Genomic DNA, 20185 nt, shown 5'->3' with positions numbered 1-20185 from the left:
TGATGAAAAAACAACTACTATTATTTCTCTTCGGATTTCTGTTTGTTGGGTTATTAACTAATGCCCAGTCCACTTTTGATGATAAGAAACGTGAATCGACTGCGACAGCCAAAACTGCTCAAAACATAAGCTTCGATTTTTCGAAGCTAAACGTAAAAGCAAAGCAAAGCGTAATTACGAAAGGAAGAACAAATTATCAAATGCCTTCGGTTTTTAGTTTGAAGGGCGCTCCATCTTTATATGAGCATAGGGTTTTGAAATCTTCTGAGGAAGGACTTCCCGTTTTCATTGAAAGTAAGGCGACAGAACCCGCCAAGATATCGGCTAAAAGCCAGTCTGCTGAAAATGTGGGCGCAAATTATTTAGAAGATATTAAAGAAATTCTTCGTGTTGCTAATCCTTCTGAAGAATTTCAAAATATTTCGAAAAAAGTAGATGATTTAGGACAGATACACATTAAAATGCAACAGGTCTACAAAGGTGTTAAAGTCTACGGTAGCGAAGTAGTGCTGCACCTAAACAAAAAAAGACAGGTACAAGCGTTCAACGGCAGAAGTAAACCGACGCCCAAGTTGGAAAGCGTGACGCCTAAAATTTCATTTCATAAAGCACTTTCAAATATTGAAATTGATTTGGGTAAAGCCTTACCGAAAACGATAACTGCTAAATCAAGATTAAGTGATTTACTGACCCCTTCTTCGCCTGAGGAAGAATTGATTATCTATTCTTTAAATGGGCAAGATATTTTGACAAGGCATATCACCGTTTTTCCTAGTGTTATGGACAGATGGGAATATTTTATCGACGCAAATACGGGCAAGGTCATTGATAAGTACTACCATACTTGTACGTTTCACTATGATTTTAATGAGGAGCATAAAGAAAAGAAAAATCCACGTCCTTTGCCTCCGACTAATACGAGTGGCGCAGATTTGAATGGTGTTAACCGCCAGTTAAATACGTGGAGCAATGGTACCCAAAACTATTTAATCGATACTTCGAAACCAATGTTCAATGCAGGGCAATCGGAACTGCCTGATAATCCTGTTGGCGGAATAATGACCCTCGACCTTAGAGGTGAAGCTTCTCAACCTGGAGTGCAGATTTTTCATGTAACCTCCAGTGGTAACACCTGGAATAATGCAAATGGGGTTTCAGCACATTATAATGCTGATATCTCTTATGAATATTTTAGAACGACTTTTAATAGAAATTCGATTAATGGGCAGGGGGGCAGTGTTATTTCATTTATCAATGTTGGTGACGAAGAAGGAGGAGCTTTAGAAAATGCCTTCTGGAACGGTAAAGCTATGTTCTACGGAAATGGTCGTGTGGCATTTAAACCTTTTGCGGGTGCGCTTGATGTTGGTGGACATGAAATGTCACACGGCGTCATCGGAAATACGGCCAAATTAGAATACCGCAATCAATCAGGGGCAATCAATGAATCCTTTGCGGATATTTTTGGTGCCATGATTGATCGAGACGACTGGAAACTTGCCGAAGATATCGTGAATACAGAATACTTCCCATCGGGTGCTATGCGCGATATGCAAAACCCAAATAATGGTAGAAATGGCTTAGGTGAAAATGGATGGCAACCAAAGGATATGTCCGAGTTCTACACCGGTGAGCAAGATAACGGGGGTGTTCATATCAATAGCGGTATACTCAATCGTGCCTACTATCTCTTTGCTACTGCAATAGGCAAGGATAAAGCGGAGCAAGTCTATTATAGGGCTTTGGATAATTACCTTACCAAATCTTCGCAGTTCATTGATTTGCGGCTTTCCATACTACGGTCGGCCACTGATTTACATGGTGCAGGTTCTGCTGAGGTGCAAGCAGCAGAAACTGCTTTTGACACTGTAGGTATTACTGACGGAACAGGTACTGACACTGATAATGATATTCCAACAGCTAGTGGAGATGATTTTATCTTAAGCCTTGATATTCGTGATTCTGACCAAAATACACTTTACATATCCGATACGAACGGAGAGAATTTTGTTCCCTTGACTACCACTCGGGTTTTTCGCAAACCAAGTGTAGCCGATGATGGTAGTCTTGCAATTTTTGTTACTGAGAGTAATACGGTTAATGCGGTCACCTTAAGAACTAGCGGTTCTGAGGAAACGGTGCTTTCTAATGAACAAATCTGGTCACAGGTATCTCTTTCAAAAGATGGAACCAAACTTGCAGCAATTCGAAATGACCAAAGTAATATTATCTATATATCGGATTTAATTAGTAGTGAATCACAGGCTTTTGAGCTCTTTAACCCGACTACTTCAGATACGGGTATTACTACGGGAGAGGTTTTATACCCTGATGCTATAGAATGGGATTATTCGGGAGAATATCTTATTTACGATGCCTTAAATCGTATCGATAATGGCAACGGAAATGATATTGATTACTGGGATGTTGGGGCCCTAAAAGTTTGGGATAATCAAAGTAGCTCTTTCGGAGATGGAAGCATTCAAAAACTATTTACAAACCTTCCGGAAGGTGTTAGTATTGGTAACCCCTCTTTTTCAAAAACTTCAGGAAACGTATTGGCTTTTGATGTTTTTGATGAGAATGATGATACCTATGAAGTAATTGCTGTAAACATTGAAACAGGGGATATTCGAACGGTATATCAAAATAATAAATTAGGCTTCCCGAATTATTCCAAAACCGATGACAAGCTGATTTTCGACTCTTTTAATAATGGTGATGAAGATATCTTGGCAATTAATCTGGCTGCGGATAAAATTAGTCCGACAGGAAATCCTTCAGAACTTATTCCCAATGGAAAATGGGGTATATGGTATACGGTGGGTCAGCGTAGCACTTTGAGTAGTGAAAAAGAAATTACTGACTTTAGATTTAATGTAGTCAATCCTGCAGCGGTAGGTGTCATCAATGGCAATCAAATATCCGTAGACCTTCCCGCAAATATCAACAGACAAAATTTGGTGGCGACTTTTGCTAATTCTGCTAAGGCAGCGGTCTCGATTGCGGGTACGACACAGCAAAGTGGCGTAAACATAAATGATTTTACTAATGCTGTGGTATATCGTGTTACAGCCGAAGATGGTTCAACAAAAGATTTTACAGTGACCATCGGAACAGCTGGGCCAACGAACCCTAATGACGCTGATGGCGATGGTGTATTGGATGGAGAAGACCAGTGTCCGAATACACCACCAAACACAACGGTCGATGCCACAGGTTGTGAGATTTTCTCTTTGCCAGCGGATAATTTTAGAATACGATCAAAAGGAGAATCTTGTAGAAATAGTAATAACGGAAGCATTGAAATCACCGCCATTGCAAACTATAGTTATACGGCAATAATTACAGGTAATGGCGTGGATGCTTCTGGAGATTTTACGAATACTGGTGTTCAGATTCCAGATTTGCAGGGTGGCACTTATAAAGTCTGTATAACTGTACAAGGCCAAGCCGGATATGAAAACTGTTTTGATGTTGTGGTTGCAGAACCGGAAGCTTTGGGAGTTTCATCGAAAACAAATTTAACGGCTCGAACAGTTACTCTTAATTTATCAGGGAGTGATTCCTACATTATTAATCTGAACGATGAAGTATTTACTACTTCTGATGCAGAGATTACACTTCCTATTAAATCGGAACGTACTAAACTCACCGTAAAAACAGAAAAGGAATGTCAGGGTGTTTACAAGGAAACTATCGATTTAGGTGCGAGTGTAGTAGTTTATCCAAATCCGGTTAGCACGGGAGAGATTACGGTTCAACTCAGTAGGGCATCCGAAAGAAAAATAGGGGTGCAATTGAACACTTTTGAAGGTAGGACAGTAATGCAGAAAATGGTTGAGTCAGGAGAAACAACCATTACCCTAAATGCCGATGATTTACAAACCGGAATGTACCTCTTGTACATTACTATAAATGGAAAAGTAGAAACTTATAAAATTATAAAGCAATGAACAGAATTGTAAAAATACTGACCGCCGTTTTAACTATAGGCACGCTTACGTCTTGTCCCGGAGGGAAGGATAATCCTGATGACATTGATCCATCAGGTGCTCCCTCCGCGGCAACGTTGGTGTTTCCTGATAATAATATGGAGTGTACAGAGGGTACTGTTGTAAGTGATTCTCAGAGTACAATTTTGTTTCAGTGGGAAGCGGCAGCAAATGCGAATAGTTATGAGGTAAATATTACCAATTTAAATACGAATTCTTCTTCCACTGTGAATACGAATACTAATGAAGTAAGTATTACAGTTGAAAGAAATACACCGTACTCATGGTTTGTTGTATCAAAATCTGATGGTACGAATGCTACTGCAAATAGTGATTCCTGGCGTTTTTATAATCAAGGCGAAGGTGTAAGTAATTATGCCCCTTTTCCGGCAAGTGTAGTTAGTCCTACCAGGGGGCAAACGCTTAGTTCTTCCGGAAACGTAAATTTAGAGTGGCAAGGTAATGATGTGGATAATGATTTGGTAGAATTTGAGGTTTTATTTGGTACAAGTAATAATCCAACAACGAGCTTGGGAGTTACTGCTCAAAGCAGCATTGGCGCTTCTACAAATTCAGGACAAACCTATTACTGGCGTGTAATTTCGAAAGATGCGACTGGTAATACTTCGCAATCTGAAATATTTGATTTTAAAGTACAGTAAACATCTAAAATATATAAAGAAAAGTAGGTCAGAGTTTAGTTTGTAGAAAGAGTCCTGTCTTTAATAAGGCAGGGCTTTTTTATTGGCTATGATTTAGCCTCTACCTGAAATCCAGTAGAAAAAATCACAGAAATCCCGTAGCGAAAAATACAGATTTCACGCGATTTACTTGCATGTACATATGCTATACTTTGGGCCTATAATATTCAACTAAAAATAACATTATGAAAAGTTTAGCAACACTAGTAACGGTAGTAGTATTCAGTTTGAGTAGTATGTCGGTATCGGCACAATATTTTGGGGTGAGAGGAGGCCTCGGTATTTCTAATTTAATTACATCAACCAATTCAAATACGACTTTTGGAAGGGTGTTTTCGGCACATTTAGGAGGTACGATAGATTTCGAACTTTCAGACCAGTTCTGGTTACAATCGGGTATGTCTTTTTTCAAAAAAGGAGGAGCCAACCTATCCGGAAATTTTAACCTCTATTATTTAGAAGTACCCGTAACCGCACGTTTTGATTTTCTCGAAGTGGGAGCGGAGGGAATTCTTTACGCAAGAGCTGGTATGTATTCAGGGCTTTTGATGGCCGCAAATTTTAGTGGCACAAAATTAGATGTGGGCAGTAGACCTGGTGATGACTTCAAATTCTTTGACTTTGGATTGATTACAGGTGTCGGTTACGGGTTTAATGAAAGTATTGATATAGGCTTGGTGTTTGAATTCGGTTTGTTAAATACTGATGCAGAACAAAGTTTAGTGTCAATTACGAATGGCGCTATTATGTTATCGGCAAACTATCGTTTTGGCTTATAGAAATAATTAGTTTGAGTTAGTTTAGTTGAAGGACCCTGTATCGAAATATTTTGGTATGGGGTTTTTCGATTTTCCCAAAGTTCTCTGTCATTAAATCAACTTTTGCTCAATGGCCATTTTGACTAATTGTGCCGCATTGGTGACTCCCATTTTTTGAATTAGATTTCTACGATGCGTCTCGACGGTCAACGGACTAATAATAAGTTTTTCTGCAATTTGAGGTGTAGTAATTCCTTCGGCCACGAGTGCTAAAATCTCTTTTTCCCTTCGGGTTAATTTGGGTATTCGGTTATTATCAAAAATAGAATCTGCTAAAATCTTTTGAATCTCGGCGCTAAAATAAGATAAGCCGTCATGTATTTGATGAATGGCAATACCCAGTTCTTTAGAACTTACATTTTTAAGTAGATACCCTTTAGCTCCGTTCTTTACCATTTGTTTGATAATACTTGGGTCATTGTAGGTACTTAATCCCAATACCTTTACATGGGGGTATTTTGAATTTATTTTTTCACATACTTCAACCCCATTGATGTCCGGCAAATTGACGTCAAGTACTACCACATGGGCCACTTTTCTTTTAAGATGGGCAAAGAGATCTTCGGCATTTTCAAAACAAGCAGTCACTTCAATCGTTTCATCCATACCAATAGATGACTTAAGTCCTTCAATGACCAGCGGATGGTCATCGACAACCACAACTTTTACAATTTCTTTTCTCATGCTTTTTCAATTTGGATATTTATGGAAGTACCTTCATTGATTTCTGAACGAATGTCCATTGTTCCATTCAAATAATCAACTCTGTTTTTTAGACTAGTAAGTCCGACTCCCATTTTTTTTGTGACATTGTCTACTTCAAACCCTCTACCGTCGTCTTCAATTGTAATGTCGATTTTATCATCACTGACGATACATTGAACTAATATTTCAGTTGCCTTAGCGTGTTTTATGGCATTGTTTATTAATTCTTGAATAATACGATAAAGCGTGAGCAATTCATTTTTATCAGTAACGTTTTCAGTGTTGTAAAATTGGAGTGTGATATTTGTTTCTTTGTCACCAAGGGTACTGCAATAATCTTCAACAGCAGCTTTAAGTCCATATTTGAGTAAGGTCTCTGGCATTAAGTTTCGAGCTACACCTCGAAGTTCTTGTAATGAATCATCGAGATTCCCTAAAATGTCATCTAAATGGGGCAGTAAGGTTTCCGCTTTTTTATTTTCCGCTAATCGTGAAAGTTTAATACTGATGCCTGATAACCTTCCCCCAAGGCCATCATGTAAATCAGCAGCAAGACGTTTACGCTCTTGTTCCACCCCTTCCATCATTACGCCAAAAAGTTTGCGTTCTTGTTCCACTTTTAACTGTTGAATTTCTTGAGATTGTACCTGCTCCTTAAGTAAGGCCTTTTTACGACGGTTATTATAGGTTAAATAACCAGATACCAAAATGAACGAGAGTGAACCCAATAATATTAAAAGCAGATAGTTTTGAGACTTCTTTTTTTCCAGATTCAAGTCAGTTAAACTGTTTTCATTTTGAAGCTCTAAGATTTTGTTTTCTTTTTTTTCTGTTTGGTATTGAATTTCTAGTTGGGCGATATCGTTTTTGATATTTCTTGAATCTAAACTATCTTTCAAACTATTTCTTAAATTCAAGAATTTAAGTGCTTTTTTATATTCACCATCCTCTTCTTCGAGTATTGCAAGCTTCTCCGAGGCGTTTATTTTGGTCTGTAAAAGAGTTTCACTAAGAGCGAGGAGTTCATAAAGGTATTTTTTTGCCATTGCTCTATTTCCCATTTTCAAGTATGTTTTAGAGTAATTTTCCAAAACACCTTCGAGATACCATTTGAGATTATTGTCTTCAATTATTTTTTTTGACTTCGCGTAATTATCAAGTGCTAGATTATAATTTCCAACTTTGGAATAGTATTCGCCTAAAATATTATGATACAATTGTATTTGAAGATTATTTGAAGAACCGGCCAAATTGTCCTTTACGTTGTTAAGTATAGTCTTCATCCTATCTAAGGAATCAAGCTCTTTTAGGCAGTAAGCGAATATTAGTCTATCATGAATTTCGGTTGATTGCAATTCAATATTCTTGAAGAGAGAAGTGTTTTCTTCGAAGTAAGGATAAGCATTTTCAAACTCTTTGTTATTGACATACATGATGGCGAAATTAGTATTCATTATCGCCAGCATGCGATAATCTTTTATTTTTCTTGCTATGGGGGCGGCCGCAAGGTAGTATTCTAATTCTTCACTTTTTTTACCCTGTATACTCATACTGACTCCCATGCTGAAGTTTGAATGCGTCCAGAGTTTCATGTGTTTATATGAGGAATCTTTGCGTATTAATTTTTCGGCAATCTCCAAGGCTTGTCTGTGATTTTTTTCTGCGTCTTCTGGGTCTCCGAAATTAAAGTATGAAAGTCCAAGAACGTTTCTTGCTCGCGCAATACCTAATGAATCTTGATTCTTTTCGAAAAGTTCAAGTGCAGCCCTACTGTATTTAAAAGCTTCGGTTGAATCTGAATTAGATTTTGCCTCTGCAAGATGATACAGGATTTCAGCTTTTTCTAATGACGTACTGGTTTTTTTTAAAACGTTTTTCAAACTATCAATTTTAGCAAGTGAACTTTCTTGCCCAAAAGTTGAGTTGAGGATTCCAAAGGTGAATATTAGGATTAAGAAATGGAATTTCGAAAACATTTTTATGATTTTACCACAAGATATTTAATAAGAATAAAACCAAACCCAAAGCACTAAAAAATACCTGTAAACTAGTAGAAAAAAATACGCCCATGCTGCGATTTCATAAAAATGCTTTTCAAAATACCTTGCAATCATCAAATTAAACATATAAATATTTTAAATAAACTATTATGAAAAAAACTATGAGAGTATTCGTTTTTATGGCTATTGGCCTGATAAGTATTACTGCTGCAGCACAGTTTGGAGCTAAAGGTGGACTAGGCTTTTCGAGTCTACTAATTAAAGATAATGACGATAACCTAACTGCTGATTTCGGAAATGCAGGGTTTAGTATTCATGTCGGGGGCGGTTATGAAATCGATTTTAGTGATCAGTTGTCATTTGAACCGGCATTATTATTAACACAGAGAAAATCTAGTTTTGATTTGAATACGCTGGTGACATTCAACTTTCTCTATCTTGAAATGCCTTTACAAATGAAGTATTACTTTCTCGATTTGGGCGATAGTACTAGATTATATGGTTTAGGGGGTAGTTCGCTTGGATTTTTATTATCAGCAAAACGAGATAATGATAAATTGAATGTTGGGGGCAACAGAAATGATGAGCTTAAACCACTTGATGTTGGTATTAATTTTGGTGCTGGGGCTCAATTTTTTGATGCTTTGAATGTTGATTTATCAGCAAGTATAGGAGTAACTAACCTTTCGAACGATGTTACCAATGGTCTTAAAAACAAGAATAGTGTTGTTAGGCTAACGGTCACTTATCAATTTGGAGAGTAGTTCTAAAATTCCTATTCGATTTCGCTGTTAGGAGATTGAAAAATAGAACAAAATTTGAAGAACCCTATGTTGAAGTATTTTGACATAGGGTTTTTCGATTTTTGCCCCAAAAAGGTGTATTTCAACCAATTATTTGTTGCTTTAGACTAAATTTTAAACGAAATCTTAAGCTTAGCACGGCATTTGTCATCTTAAGTAGTATAACTATTAAAAAGAAAGATTATGAAGACGACATTGCTTATTAAGGAGATTTATTTGGAAGGATTTAAAAACATCGGAAGTTTTATACTGAAGAATTATTTTAAATTTTTTTCATGGTTTTGTTTTGCCCTCATTTTTATGGGATTCTACGCGTTGCTTTTTAGAATTTTCACAGGTTTTTCCTTTAACTAATTAGCTAAAATGAATGTGATGAATACAAAATCAAACCATTAAAGAAGCCCATGCTAAACAAGTTATGGGCTTTTTAATTTTATAGGATTCGACATTAACGTTGATTCGATAGCTTCCAAAAACTAAAAATACTTTCTATACTCTAATACGGAATTCGTGTCTCCTGATTTATTTTTCCATTCTTCCCATGTTATGGTTTTGTGATCACTATCAGGTGCTAGCTTGCTATACATAAATACAAGTTTGAATGGCTCATCTTGTGAGAAAAGAACGGCTCCTTCAGCATTGTCGTCCACATAATAGTGATTGTCGTACCATTTATTTGTGGTATTGTTTGGGTCAATATGACCGTCGAAAAGAGTAGCTACACCATGTGTCCAAGTTGATGGATCCGGTCGCTGCCATATATGGTTATTATAAATAACATTATTAATACCCCTCCAAGCTTTTCCTGCATAAATTTTACTTGTACCCCTTTCTTTATCTCTTATGGTTATGCCATTTCTACACCATCGAATGAAATTGTGATGTACCTTTTCGTCTTGACTGTTTGACATGTATACCGCACCAAATCCAGTGCCGTACTCAATGGTATTGTGATGAACATCTGATGTATGGGCAAGTTCAGAAAATATGCTCCTGTGGGTTTTGATAATAACATTGTTATAAACTTCAGATTCTCTGTTATCTCCGTCTTGCCATATACCACCACCAGAAGGAATATTATGTATGTAATTGTGAGACCATAATACACCGTCTACCTGTACAAATTTTGCAGCACCCGCTTCGTGTTCACCATCGTAGTCATTAAAGTTACAGTTATATATCTCGTTATATTTAACCATTGCGCCACGACGGTTTGGACTGTTGGGGTCGTGTGACCCATAGCCATAAATACCTAGACGACCAGCAGTAACCTTGTTCCACATTGCTTTTGAACCGTAGATTAAGGCAATGGCTCTATTTTCGGAATGTACTTCACAATTAAGAATCGCACCATTTTGTATGACCTCTAATGCTGCTCCTCTTGGTGCTCTGGAATCTTTAGGATCATTCCATGTCGGATAGTTTTGTACCTTAAGATTACAGATAAAACCACGTTCCATGGACCGTATTGCACGTGTAGACTCTTCACTATTTCCCTGAATGCCTGATCCGTCCAGAATGGCTTTGTATTCGCCAACAATATCTTGGTCGTTTTTAAGCACTGCATTTTTCTGGTCTTTGTAAGTGCCAGCTCTAAGATAGAATAAGCTGCCTTTTGGGTGTGCATCAAAAATTTCTTGGAGACCATTTTGTTTGCCATTGACTTGATTAGGAGTAATCTCAATCCGGTTTGCCCATTTATTTTTAATTCGCTGTGGACAATTTTCATGCTCGACGTAATTTTCTACTTGGCCACGTTGTAAATTTACATTTTTAGAGGATACTTCTTCTGTATCAAGATTATAGTATTTTTCATCTACAAGGCGTGTTCCTTCTATCACAGGTTCGCGCCAATAGTCATATTCGGAATCAGAATCAGGCTCGGCTTCTGATTCCTGTTCTGGTGTAGACTCGGGATCTGGCTCGATGTCTACAGTTACTGTACCAGTTTCGGTAATAGTAGCGCCATCTTCGTTCTCAACTTCGATTGTATAAGTGAATGTATCTTCCTCGCTTTGTTCCGTACTTTCTTCAGACGATTCTTCAGTTGTCAGGTTATCTTGCCCGTCTTCTTCATTAGATGTCTCTACATCGTTGTTTTCTTCTGTTGTATCTTCTGCTGTGTTTTGTTCGCTTGTGGTTTCTTCAGAAGAAGTGTCCTCTTGGTTATTGGTTTCTTGCGAACCGGTTTCTTCGTTTGTCTCTTCTTCTGAACCTGTTTCTTCGGAGCCTGTTCCTTCGGTACCATGTTCTTCGGAAGAGCTGTTGGAATTTGTTTCTCTAGGTATGTAAGTTATTGTGTTGTCTTCGTTAATCGTGATGCTTCCATATAATGGTGAAGAAGTTTCAATGATTCTGACATTATTGGATGCGAAGTTGTCGTTAGATAGTACATCTAGTATACTTATCTTATCTAAGGGAATTTTGAAATTATCATCTACAATAGATACCTCTTCATTTTCTAATGCTTGTTCTAATAATAAGTCTGCATCTTGGTTGCACGATAAAAGAAGTAGAAACAAGCAGGGATAATATAAAAAGGAATTTTTTGTATTGATAATAGGGAACATAGCCACGCGAATTTTAAGTCTAATAATATTCGTCCTGTATAATGATTTTCTTAGGTAAAGAAGGTGTGGTCTACGTTGTCTTTAAAAAAGACGAGTCAAAAATAGAAAAACGAAGATAATCGATGAATATTATATTGAAAAAATTAATTTTTTTCGTTGAAATACATCTTTTTTAGGTGATGTGCTAAAAAGATAACACTTGCCACCATTCTTATTAGGGTTATTCTAAATATTATTTTTATTGATTTTATCTTATTGTTCACTAATCTAAAAGAATATTTGTAAATATAAAATGGAATATATCCAAACAAATGGAATAATTCCATAAATTAGCTATCCATTTTTTAGGATAGCAATGACCAAAAATATTCTACATCTCGACCTCGATACATTTTTTGTATCCGTAGAACGCAAACTTGACAGTCGCTTGCAAGGAAAGCCAATACTTGTTGGTGGCCTAAGTGACCGTGGCGTTGTTGCTGCTTGTAGTTATGAAACTAGAGGGTATGGTATTCATTCGGGTATGCCTATGAAAATGGCAAAGGAATTATGCCCTAATGCCATAAGAATCAAAGGTAATGCAGGTACATATAGTAAACACTCTGATGAGGTTACCGAAATAATTAAAGAATACGTGCCACTATTCGAGAAATCGAGTATCGATGAGTTTTATGCCGATCTCTCAGGAATGGATCGTTTTTTCGGATCCTATAAATATGCTTCCGAACTACGACAAAGAATTATAAAGGAAACCGGACTCCCTATCTCATTTGGATTATCGGTCAATAAAGTGGTCTCTAAAGTGGCGACAGGCGAAGCCAAGCCCAATAATCAATTGAAAATAGATTACGGATTAGAAAAAACCTTCTTGGCACCACTATCTATCAAGAAAATACCGATGGTCGGTGATAAAACCTATCAAACGCTTCGAAACCTCGGGTTGCGAAAGGTAGGTACTGTACAAGAAATGCCCATGGATGTCATGCAACGCGTGTTAGGCAAAAACGGAACGGTTATTTGGAAACGCGCCAACGGTATTGATCATACTCCAGTGATTCCTTTTTGGGAACGTAAATCAATTTCCAATGAACGCACTTTTGATAAAGACACCATTGATGTTATAAAGTTAAGAGGCTTATTAATCGCCATGACCGAGAATTTGGCCTACCAATTGCGTAGAGGGGAAAAGTTGACAGCCTGCATCGCGGTAAAGATTCGGTATTCTGATTTCAATACCTATTCAAAGCAAATGCGTATTCCGTATACCAGTGCAGACCATATCTTGATTCCCAAGATTCTGGAGTTGTTCAAAACGCTTTATAATCGAAGATTATTGGTGCGCCTAATAGGTATACGCTTTAGTCATTTGGTTAGCGGTAATTACCAAATAAACCTATTCGAAGATACCGAAGAAGCCTTGAACCTCTACCAAGCGATGGACCATATCAGAAATCGTTATGGAGATAAAAGTGTCGTGCGTGCCTCAGCGATGGGAAAAAACACCATCGGTCGAATGCACAATCCTTTTAACGGGCAACCACCGATTGTATTGGCACATCGAAAACAGTAAAAAAAGATATAAGACCGCTGGCTTATAGAATCAAGAATAAAGACTGAACAGTTGAAGATTCAGAGTTTTTGATTTCTAGCGCCGAGAAATTTTAAACTTGAACTTTAAAGTCCAACATCTGTCTGCCGGTCAGGCAGGTCTAAAATCTAAAGCATAACATCTATCTTAACTGCCACACATATTATAGTCTTCGCTTCGGAACATTTTCCGAGAAAGAACTCCTACGCCTAGCTCAAAAAAACCAAGTCACACGATTGGTATTGACCGATATCAATAATACCTCTGCTGGACTCAATTTTGTACGGTTGGCGCCTGATTTTGAGGTAAAACCTATTTTGGGTATCGACTTTAGAAATGGTGTGAATCAATGTTATGTGGGTATCGCCAAAAACAATGAAGGATATTTAGAATTGAACAATTTTCTTTCTGGGCATCTTCACGAGGAAAGAGAGTTTTCTCCCATTGCACCGAAATTTGAACATGCCTATGTGGTTTATCCTTTTGAGAAAGTATTGCAGAATGAGCAGTACGAATTTGCTGAATATGAATTTATAGGAGTTTCCATTACTGATTTACGAAAATTGCCCTTTTCAAGATTATCGAAATTGAAAGACAAATTAGTTGTACAACAGCCTGTTACATTTCGTTCGAAAGCCGACTTCAATGCGCATCGATTGCTACGCGCTATCGACAACAATATTTTGTTGAGCATGTTGGATAAAACCGAAGAGGCCAATGAAAATGAAAAAATATTTCCCATAGCGAACTTGGCAGCTGCTTTTTGCGAGTATCCATTTATTTTAGAAAATACGGAGCGTTTAATGAATGACTGTAGCATTCATTTCGACTTTTCAAAAGATCGAGAGCCACAGAATCTGAAAACCTATACGGGTAGTCAAGAAGAGGATGAAAAAATGATTGAAAAGCTCTGTCAGGAGGGATTACCCTATCGTTATGAGAACCCTAAAAAAGATATCTACAATCGGCTGGAGAAAGAATTGCAACTGATTAAGGAGAAAGGTTTTGTTTCTTACTTTTTGATTAATTGGGACATTGTTTCCGAAGCGCGAAAAAGAGGTTTTTTTTATGTAGGTAGGGGAAGTGGAGCTAATAGTATCGTTGCCTACCTTTTGAGAATTACCGATGTAGATCCGATAGATTTAGATCTTTATTTTGAACGGTTCATCAATCTGTATCGCGCCAATCCACCTGATTTTGATATCGATTTTTCGCATCGTGACCGGCCTGAAATGACCCAATACATTTTCGACCGTTTTGAACATGTGGCGTTGTTGGGCACCTATGTGACTTTTAAAGATAGGGGCGTCATTCGTGAATTAGGTAAAGTCTTTGGTTTACCTAAAAGTGAGATTGATTTTTTATCGGAAGGAAGGTACGATACCTCAAAATTGGATGAGGTTTCTAGATTGGTCATCAAATATGGTAATTTAATCAAAGGCATGCCTAACTATTTAAGTATACATGCTGGTGGTATACTGATTACTGAAAAACCACTCCATTGGTTTTCGGCTACGAACCTTCCTCCAAAAGGCTTTCCTACTACACAATATGACATGGTCATCGCTGAAGATGTAGGGCTTTATAAGTTTGATATTCTCGGGCAACGAGGATTGGCAAAAATCAAGGAATCCTTAGAAATAATTGCATATAACCGACCTGATGAATCCGATGGTTTTGATATTCATGATATTAAGAAATTTATAAAAGATCCCGTAATCAATAACCTTGTGAAAACGGCACAATGTATGGGGTGTTTTTATGTGGAATCACCAGCTATGCGTATGCTACTCAAAAAATTGGAAGTCGATACATATTTGGGGTTAGTAGCCGCAAGTTCAATTATACGACCTGGGGTAGCAAAGAGTGGTATGATGCGTGAATATATTCTTCGGCATCGCAATCCTGGTAGAACTGAAGAGAAAGCGCATCCGGTGATGCTTGATATTATGCCCGATACCTATGGGGTCATGGTCTATCAAGAAGATGTTATCAAGGTGGCCAATATTTTTGCTGGTCTTGATTTAGGAGAAGCTGATGTATTACGACGCGGGATGAGTGGAAAATTCAGGTCGCGGGAAGAATTTCAAAAAGTAAAGGAGAAATTTTTTGATAACTGTAGCCATAAAGGCTATGATGAAAAACTTATTTCGGAAATCTGGAGTCAGATTGCCAGCTTTGCGGGTTACGCTTTTGCCAAAGGACATTCTGCTTCTTATGCTGTGGAAAGTTACCAGACACTTTTCCTGAGAGCGTATTTTCCATTGGAATATATGGTGGCCGTGCTTAATAATGGTGGTGGATTTTACCGTTCTGAATTTTATGTGCACGAAGCCCGAATGATGGGTGCTATCATTCACCCGCCATGTGTCAATAGGAGTTTTAATAAGAATGTGATTTATGGGAAGGATATTTTTCTCGGATTTGGATACTTACGTGAGTTAGAAGATCGTGTTTCAGAGAGAATTCTAAAAGATAGGCTAGCCAATGGAATTTATAGTTCTCTGGAAGATTTTCTAGATCGTGTTTTTATAACCGTTGATCAGGCAAGTATTCTGATTCGCATAGATGCATTTCGGTTTACGGGCGTGAACAAACATCAATTGCTCTGGAAGGCGCACCTCTTTCTCAATAAGAATGTAAAAATCGATCACCCGAAATTATTCCCGCCTAGGCATCAAAATTTTAAGATTCCTAGATTGCATACCACCGATCTTGAAATGGCCTTTACCCAGTTGGAGCTTTTAGGCTTTTGTTTATGCAGTCCGTTTGAGTTATTGGAAAAACCTCCAGAGAACAATCGATGTGTTGAAGACCTCGGACGTTTTTTAAATCGCCGTATTGATATTTATGGCTATTTGGTCACTGTAAAAAATACAAGTACCCATAATGGAAAACGTATGCATTTCGCCACAATGATTGATCAAGAGGGAAAGGTTTTCGATACAGTATTGTTTCCACCCGTAGCTGCCCAATACTATTTTCGGGGTAAAGGAATTTATCGTTTTTATGGAAAAGTGGTTAGCGAATTTGGTTTTCTAAGTATTGAGGTTATCAAAATGGAAAAGCAAAATTATGTCCCTGACCCTAGATATGCTGATATGAAGACAAGTGTTAAGGTGTTTCAACAAAAAGATAGAATCACAGTTAAGACCAATGATGAAAGACAATAAATAACTTCGGCAAATAGGGTATTTGAAAAGAAAATGTCTAAGAATATCTACAAAAGAATCGCAGTATTCCAATCTCGATTATTGAGTAAACTAAAAAGAGCTCCGTCTTTCGATCGGAGCTCTTTTACGAGAACACTATATGAAAATGAAAAAATTTACTTCTTAATTACACTCCAAAGATATATCGAGAATGCAGCTTGAGAAAAGAAATGATGTGTAGCAAGGCAAAGTTGTGGTGAGCGCCTATGATTTTGTTTTTTAGCGTTTTGAAATACTATTATTTACTGCAATTCATCGGTTTTATAATCGATTAAATGTAATTTTAAGCATACAATTCAAGACTATGGCTGAGATTTTCAAAAGAAATGTTTCCATACGGGGCAATCAAGACTTTTCAGATATCAAACTGAAAGAGCCAGTTCGTATTGCTGCGGGGGCTTTGGGAGTTAAGGAAGCACTTCGTCATAGCTTCAAAGAAATGGGTGTTGCTAGGTCTATGACGGCTTTATTGGATATGAATCAACAGAATGGTTTTAGCTGTCCCAGTTGCGCCTGGCCAGATCCTGAAAAACCTTCTAAAGTTGCCGAGTATTGTGAAAATGGTGCAAAGGCCTTGGCTGATGAAGCGACAACTTCACATATTGGAGCAGATTTTTTTGCCAAGCATTCTGTAGAAGAGCTTTCACTGCTCACCGATTATGAATTAAATAAGTTTGGACGAATTATAGAACCGATGGTTTTAAAAGCGGGAAGCGTTCATTATGAACCGATTTCATGGCAGGAGTCTTATGATTTGATTTCCAATGAATTACAAAAACTAGATTCTCCTGAAGAGGCTATTTTTTATACTTCTGGACGCTCGAGCAACGAAGCTGCTTTTTTATACGGAATGTTCGCCCGTGCTTTTGGAACGAACAATATGCCCGACTGTTCGAACATGTGCCATGAGTCGAGTGGAGTAGCATTAAGTGAAACCTTAGGAATTGGAAAAGGTTCAATCAAGTTAGAAGATTTGTATGAAGCTGAGGTGGTCATCGTTGCAGGACAAAACCCTGGAACCAATCATCCACGTATGTTATCGGCCTTGGAAAAATGCAAGCAGAACGGTGGAAAGGTGATTAGCATTAATCCGCTAAAAGAATCCGGACTTGTAAATTTTAAAAACCCGCAACACTTAAAGGGCTGGATAGGTCCCGGAGAAGATATTGCTGACTTGCATCTTCCTGTAAAAATCAATCAAGATATACCGCTTATCAAGTTGATGCTGATAAAACTAGCGGCTCTGGATGCAATTAAGAAAGATATTTTTGACCATGATTTTTTAAGAACTTATGTTCAGGGCTATCAAGAATTGATTGATAATCTGAAAACCTATGATGAAAAAGTACTCTTGGAGCAAAGTGGTGTAGACCTGGAAAAAATAAATGAAACAGTGAACCTACTTGCAAAAAAATCAAAAATAGTGGTGTGTTGGGCGATGGGTTTAACGCAGCACAAAAATGGAGTAGAAAATATTCGGGAATATGTGAATCTACTTCTACTAAAAGGAGCTGTAGGTAAACCGAATGCTGGAACATGCCCAGTGAGAGGTCACAGTAATGTTCAAGGGGATAGAAGTGTTGGAATTATGCATTTCGTGAACGATGAGTTGAATGAAAGAATAAAAAAACATTTAGGTTTTGTGCCCCCGTCAAAAGAAGGACATGATACGGTTGGTGCCATGGAGGCTATGTATGAAGGAAAAGCGAAAGTTTTTATGTGCTTGGGCGGAAATTTTCTGATGGCAGCTTCTGACACGGAATACACCGCAAAGGGAATTCAGAATTGCGCACTCACAGTTCAAGTAAGCACCAAACTAAATCGAACTCATTTGGTTACCGGAAAGACCGCGTTGTTACTTCCTACTTTTGGCCGCTCAGAAAAAGACGTGAAAAATGGAAAACTTCGTCACATCACTATTGAGAATAGCATGGGACAAGTGAGACAGTCTCGAGGACTACTAAAACCAGCTTCTGACAAAATTAAAAGTGAGCCTGATATTATTGCCGAATTAGCTCATACCTTCTTCAAAGGCAACCATCCGATGGATTGGCAAGGATTGGGGGAGAACTATGAGCTTATTCGAGAAAAAATAGATCAGGTCGTCAAAGGCTTTAATGATACAGAAAAGCAATCCAAAGGTGCTGGTTACTATTTGCCAAATAATGTTCGTGAGCTTGATTTCAGTAAACTACCAAATGGGAAAGCCCAATTGACGATTAATAAAGCGCCACAGCACAATTTGAATCCAGATGAATATATGTTGATGACTATGCGTTCGCATGACCAATTCAACACAACCATTTATGGATTAGATGATCGTTACCGTGGCGTATACAATGAGCGAAGAGTACTTTTTATGAATCCTGAGGATATGGAGGACGCTAACATTAAAAAATTAGATGTTGTTGATATTACAAGTGTTTATGACGGTATCGAACGTGTCGCTCATCAATTCAAAGTCATTCCCTATGCAATTCCTAAAGGAGATTTGGGCGCATATTTCCCGGAAACAAATGTACTAGTGCCGTACAATCATTTTGCAGATAAGAGTAAGACTCCTATTAGTAAATCGATAAAAGTGACTTTGAAAAAGATCTAACCCTTGAAAGCAGCATGCCCCGTGATATCCATTCCGGTTATTAACAGGTGAATATCATGAGTACCTTCATAAGTAATTACACTTTCAAGGTTCATCATATGACGCATGATGCTGTACTCACCGGTAATACCCATTCCGCCTAATATCTGTCTAGCTTCTCGTGCAGTTTTAATGGCCATTTCAACATTGTTACGCTTGGCCATTGATATCTGAGCGGTAGTCGCTTTCCCTTCATTTTTTAGTTGACCCAGTCTGAAAGCCAATAATTGGGCCTTTGTGATTTCAGTAATCATTTCAGCCAACTTCTTTTGCTGCAATTGGAAAGCTGCAATCGGTTTGCCAAATTGAATACGTTCTTTAGCATAGCGTAAAGCGGTATCATAGCAATCCATTGCGGCGCCAATAGCACCCCAAGAAATTCCATATCTGGCTGAATCTAAACAACCAAGGGGAGCACCCAATCCAGATTTTCCTTCTAGAAGATTTTCCTTGGGAACTTTGACATCCTGAAAAATCAACTCTCCGGTTGCCGAAGCACGTAAAGACCATTTGTTATGTGTTTCCGGAGTCGAAAAACCTTCCATACCACGTTCAACAATGAGTCCATGAATACGGCCTTCTTCGTTTTTAGCCCATACCACTGCGACATCACAAAATGGAGAATTCGATATCCAAAGTTTTGCACCATTCAATAAATAATGGTCACCCATATCTTTGAATTTAGTCTCCATGCCTCCAGGATTAGATCCGTGATTTGGTTCTGTCAACCCAAAAGAACCCATCCATTCTCCAGAAGCTAGTTTCGGTAAATATTTTTTCCGCTGTGCTTCATTTCCGTAGGTATAAATAGGATACATAACCAATGAAGATTGCACGGATGCTGTGGAGCGAACCCCACTATCACCACGCTCGATTTCTTGCATGATGAGTCCGTAACTTATTTGGTCTAAACCAGCTCCACCATATTCTTCTGGAATATAGGGTCCGAAAGCTCCAATTTCAGCCAAGCCACCAATTATCTGCCTAGGAAATTCAGCCTTTTGAGCGTACTCCTCTATAATAGGGGAAACATCGCGCTTTACCCATTGACGGGCAGCATCACGCACCAAAAGATGTTCTTCGGAGAATAAATCATCCAGGTTGTAATAATCAGGAGCTTCAAATAAATCAGGTCGCATAAATTGCAATTTT

12 protein-coding genes are annotated in these 20185 nt (G+C 38.0%); 8 read left to right on the top strand and 4 right to left on the bottom strand.

What is annotated here, in order from left to right; all coding sequences use genetic code 11:
• Positions 1-2 precede the first annotated feature (2 nt).
• The 3 genes from FEE95_RS02975 (at position 3) to FEE95_RS02965 (ending at position 5475) form a co-directional block, all read left to right on the top strand.
• The gene (locus FEE95_RS02975) at positions 3-3956 is read left to right on the top strand and encodes a M4 family metallopeptidase (protein WP_138656342.1); all 3954 of its coding nucleotides are present in this window, start codon (positions 3-5) and stop codon (positions 3954-3956) included.
• On the top strand, positions 3953-4657 hold the full coding sequence (locus tag FEE95_RS02970; RefSeq protein WP_138656341.1) for a hypothetical protein: 705 nt from the start codon (positions 3953-3955) through the stop codon (positions 4655-4657). The genes FEE95_RS02975 and FEE95_RS02970 overlap by 4 nt, the downstream gene beginning before the upstream one ends.
• Positions 4658-4881: 224 nt before the next feature.
• On the top strand, positions 4882-5475 hold the full coding sequence (locus FEE95_RS02965) for a porin family protein (protein ID WP_138656340.1): 594 nt from the start codon (positions 4882-4884) through the stop codon (positions 5473-5475).
• Positions 5476-5565: 90 nt separating this feature from the next.
• Here the strand turns inward: FEE95_RS02965 and FEE95_RS02960 are convergent, their stop codons facing one another.
• Positions 5566-6198, bottom strand: coding sequence for a response regulator (locus FEE95_RS02960; protein ID WP_138656339.1), 633 nt, complete (start codon positions 6196-6198; stop codon positions 5566-5568).
• Positions 6195-8099 carry an ATP-binding protein gene (locus FEE95_RS02955; protein ID WP_171036966.1) on the bottom strand — a complete coding sequence of 635 codons (1905 nt, stop codon included), beginning with the start codon at positions 8097-8099 and terminating at the stop codon, positions 6195-6197. The genes FEE95_RS02960 and FEE95_RS02955 overlap by 4 nt, the downstream gene beginning before the upstream one ends.
• Before the next feature lie 269 nt (positions 8100-8368).
• On the opposite strand from FEE95_RS02955, the gene FEE95_RS02950 reads away from it, so the two are divergent.
• Together FEE95_RS02950 and FEE95_RS22450 are read left to right on the top strand one after the other, a co-directional pair.
• Positions 8369-8983: a porin family protein gene (locus FEE95_RS02950; RefSeq protein WP_138656337.1), complete on the top strand. Its 615-nt coding sequence runs from the start codon at positions 8369-8371 to the stop codon at positions 8981-8983.
• 222 nt (positions 8984-9205) lie between these two features.
• Positions 9206-9376, top strand: a complete 171-nt coding sequence (locus tag FEE95_RS22450; RefSeq protein WP_317129232.1) for a DUF6747 family protein — start codon at positions 9206-9208, stop codon at positions 9374-9376.
• A gap of 122 nt (positions 9377-9498) precedes the next feature.
• On the opposite strand, the gene FEE95_RS02945 is transcribed toward FEE95_RS22450, so the two are convergent.
• Positions 9499-11592: a right-handed parallel beta-helix repeat-containing protein gene (locus FEE95_RS02945; protein WP_171036965.1), complete on the bottom strand. Its 2094-nt coding sequence runs from the start codon at positions 11590-11592 to the stop codon at positions 9499-9501.
• Between the two features lie 355 nt (positions 11593-11947).
• Between FEE95_RS02945 and dinB the strand changes: the two genes are divergently transcribed.
• The 3 genes from dinB to FEE95_RS02930 all read left to right on the top strand — a co-directional run bounded on the left by dinB (position 11948) and on the right by FEE95_RS02930 (position 18994).
• Positions 11948-13162 (top strand): DNA polymerase IV, encoded by a 1215-nt coding sequence (dinB, locus tag FEE95_RS02940; RefSeq protein ID WP_138656335.1) that lies wholly within the window; start codon positions 11948-11950, stop codon positions 13160-13162.
• Positions 13163-13320: 158 nt separating this feature from the next.
• Positions 13321-16353: a DNA polymerase III subunit alpha gene (locus tag FEE95_RS02935; RefSeq protein ID WP_138656334.1), complete on the top strand. Its 3033-nt coding sequence runs from the start codon at positions 13321-13323 to the stop codon at positions 16351-16353.
• A gap of 343 nt (positions 16354-16696) precedes the next feature.
• Entirely contained in the window at positions 16697-18994 is a 2298-nt protein-coding gene (locus tag FEE95_RS02930; RefSeq protein WP_138656333.1) for an FdhF/YdeP family oxidoreductase, read from the top strand.
• On the opposite strand, the gene FEE95_RS02925 is transcribed toward FEE95_RS02930, so the two are convergent.
• Positions 18991-20172: an acyl-CoA dehydrogenase family protein gene (locus FEE95_RS02925; protein ID WP_138656332.1), complete on the bottom strand. Its 1182-nt coding sequence runs from the start codon at positions 20170-20172 to the stop codon at positions 18991-18993. The genes FEE95_RS02930 and FEE95_RS02925 overlap by 4 nt on opposite strands.
• Between the last annotated feature and the right edge of the window lie 13 nt (positions 20173-20185).

Origin of the sequence: Maribacter algarum (ex Zhang et al. 2020) (assembly GCF_005885635.1) — a bacterium.
In the GTDB taxonomy this organism is placed as follows: Bacteria; Bacteroidota; Bacteroidia; order Flavobacteriales; family Flavobacteriaceae; genus Maribacter_C; species Maribacter_C algarum.
The sequence above is the reverse complement of the archived record's forward strand: the minus strand, read 5'-3'. Positions and strand labels throughout refer to the sequence as shown.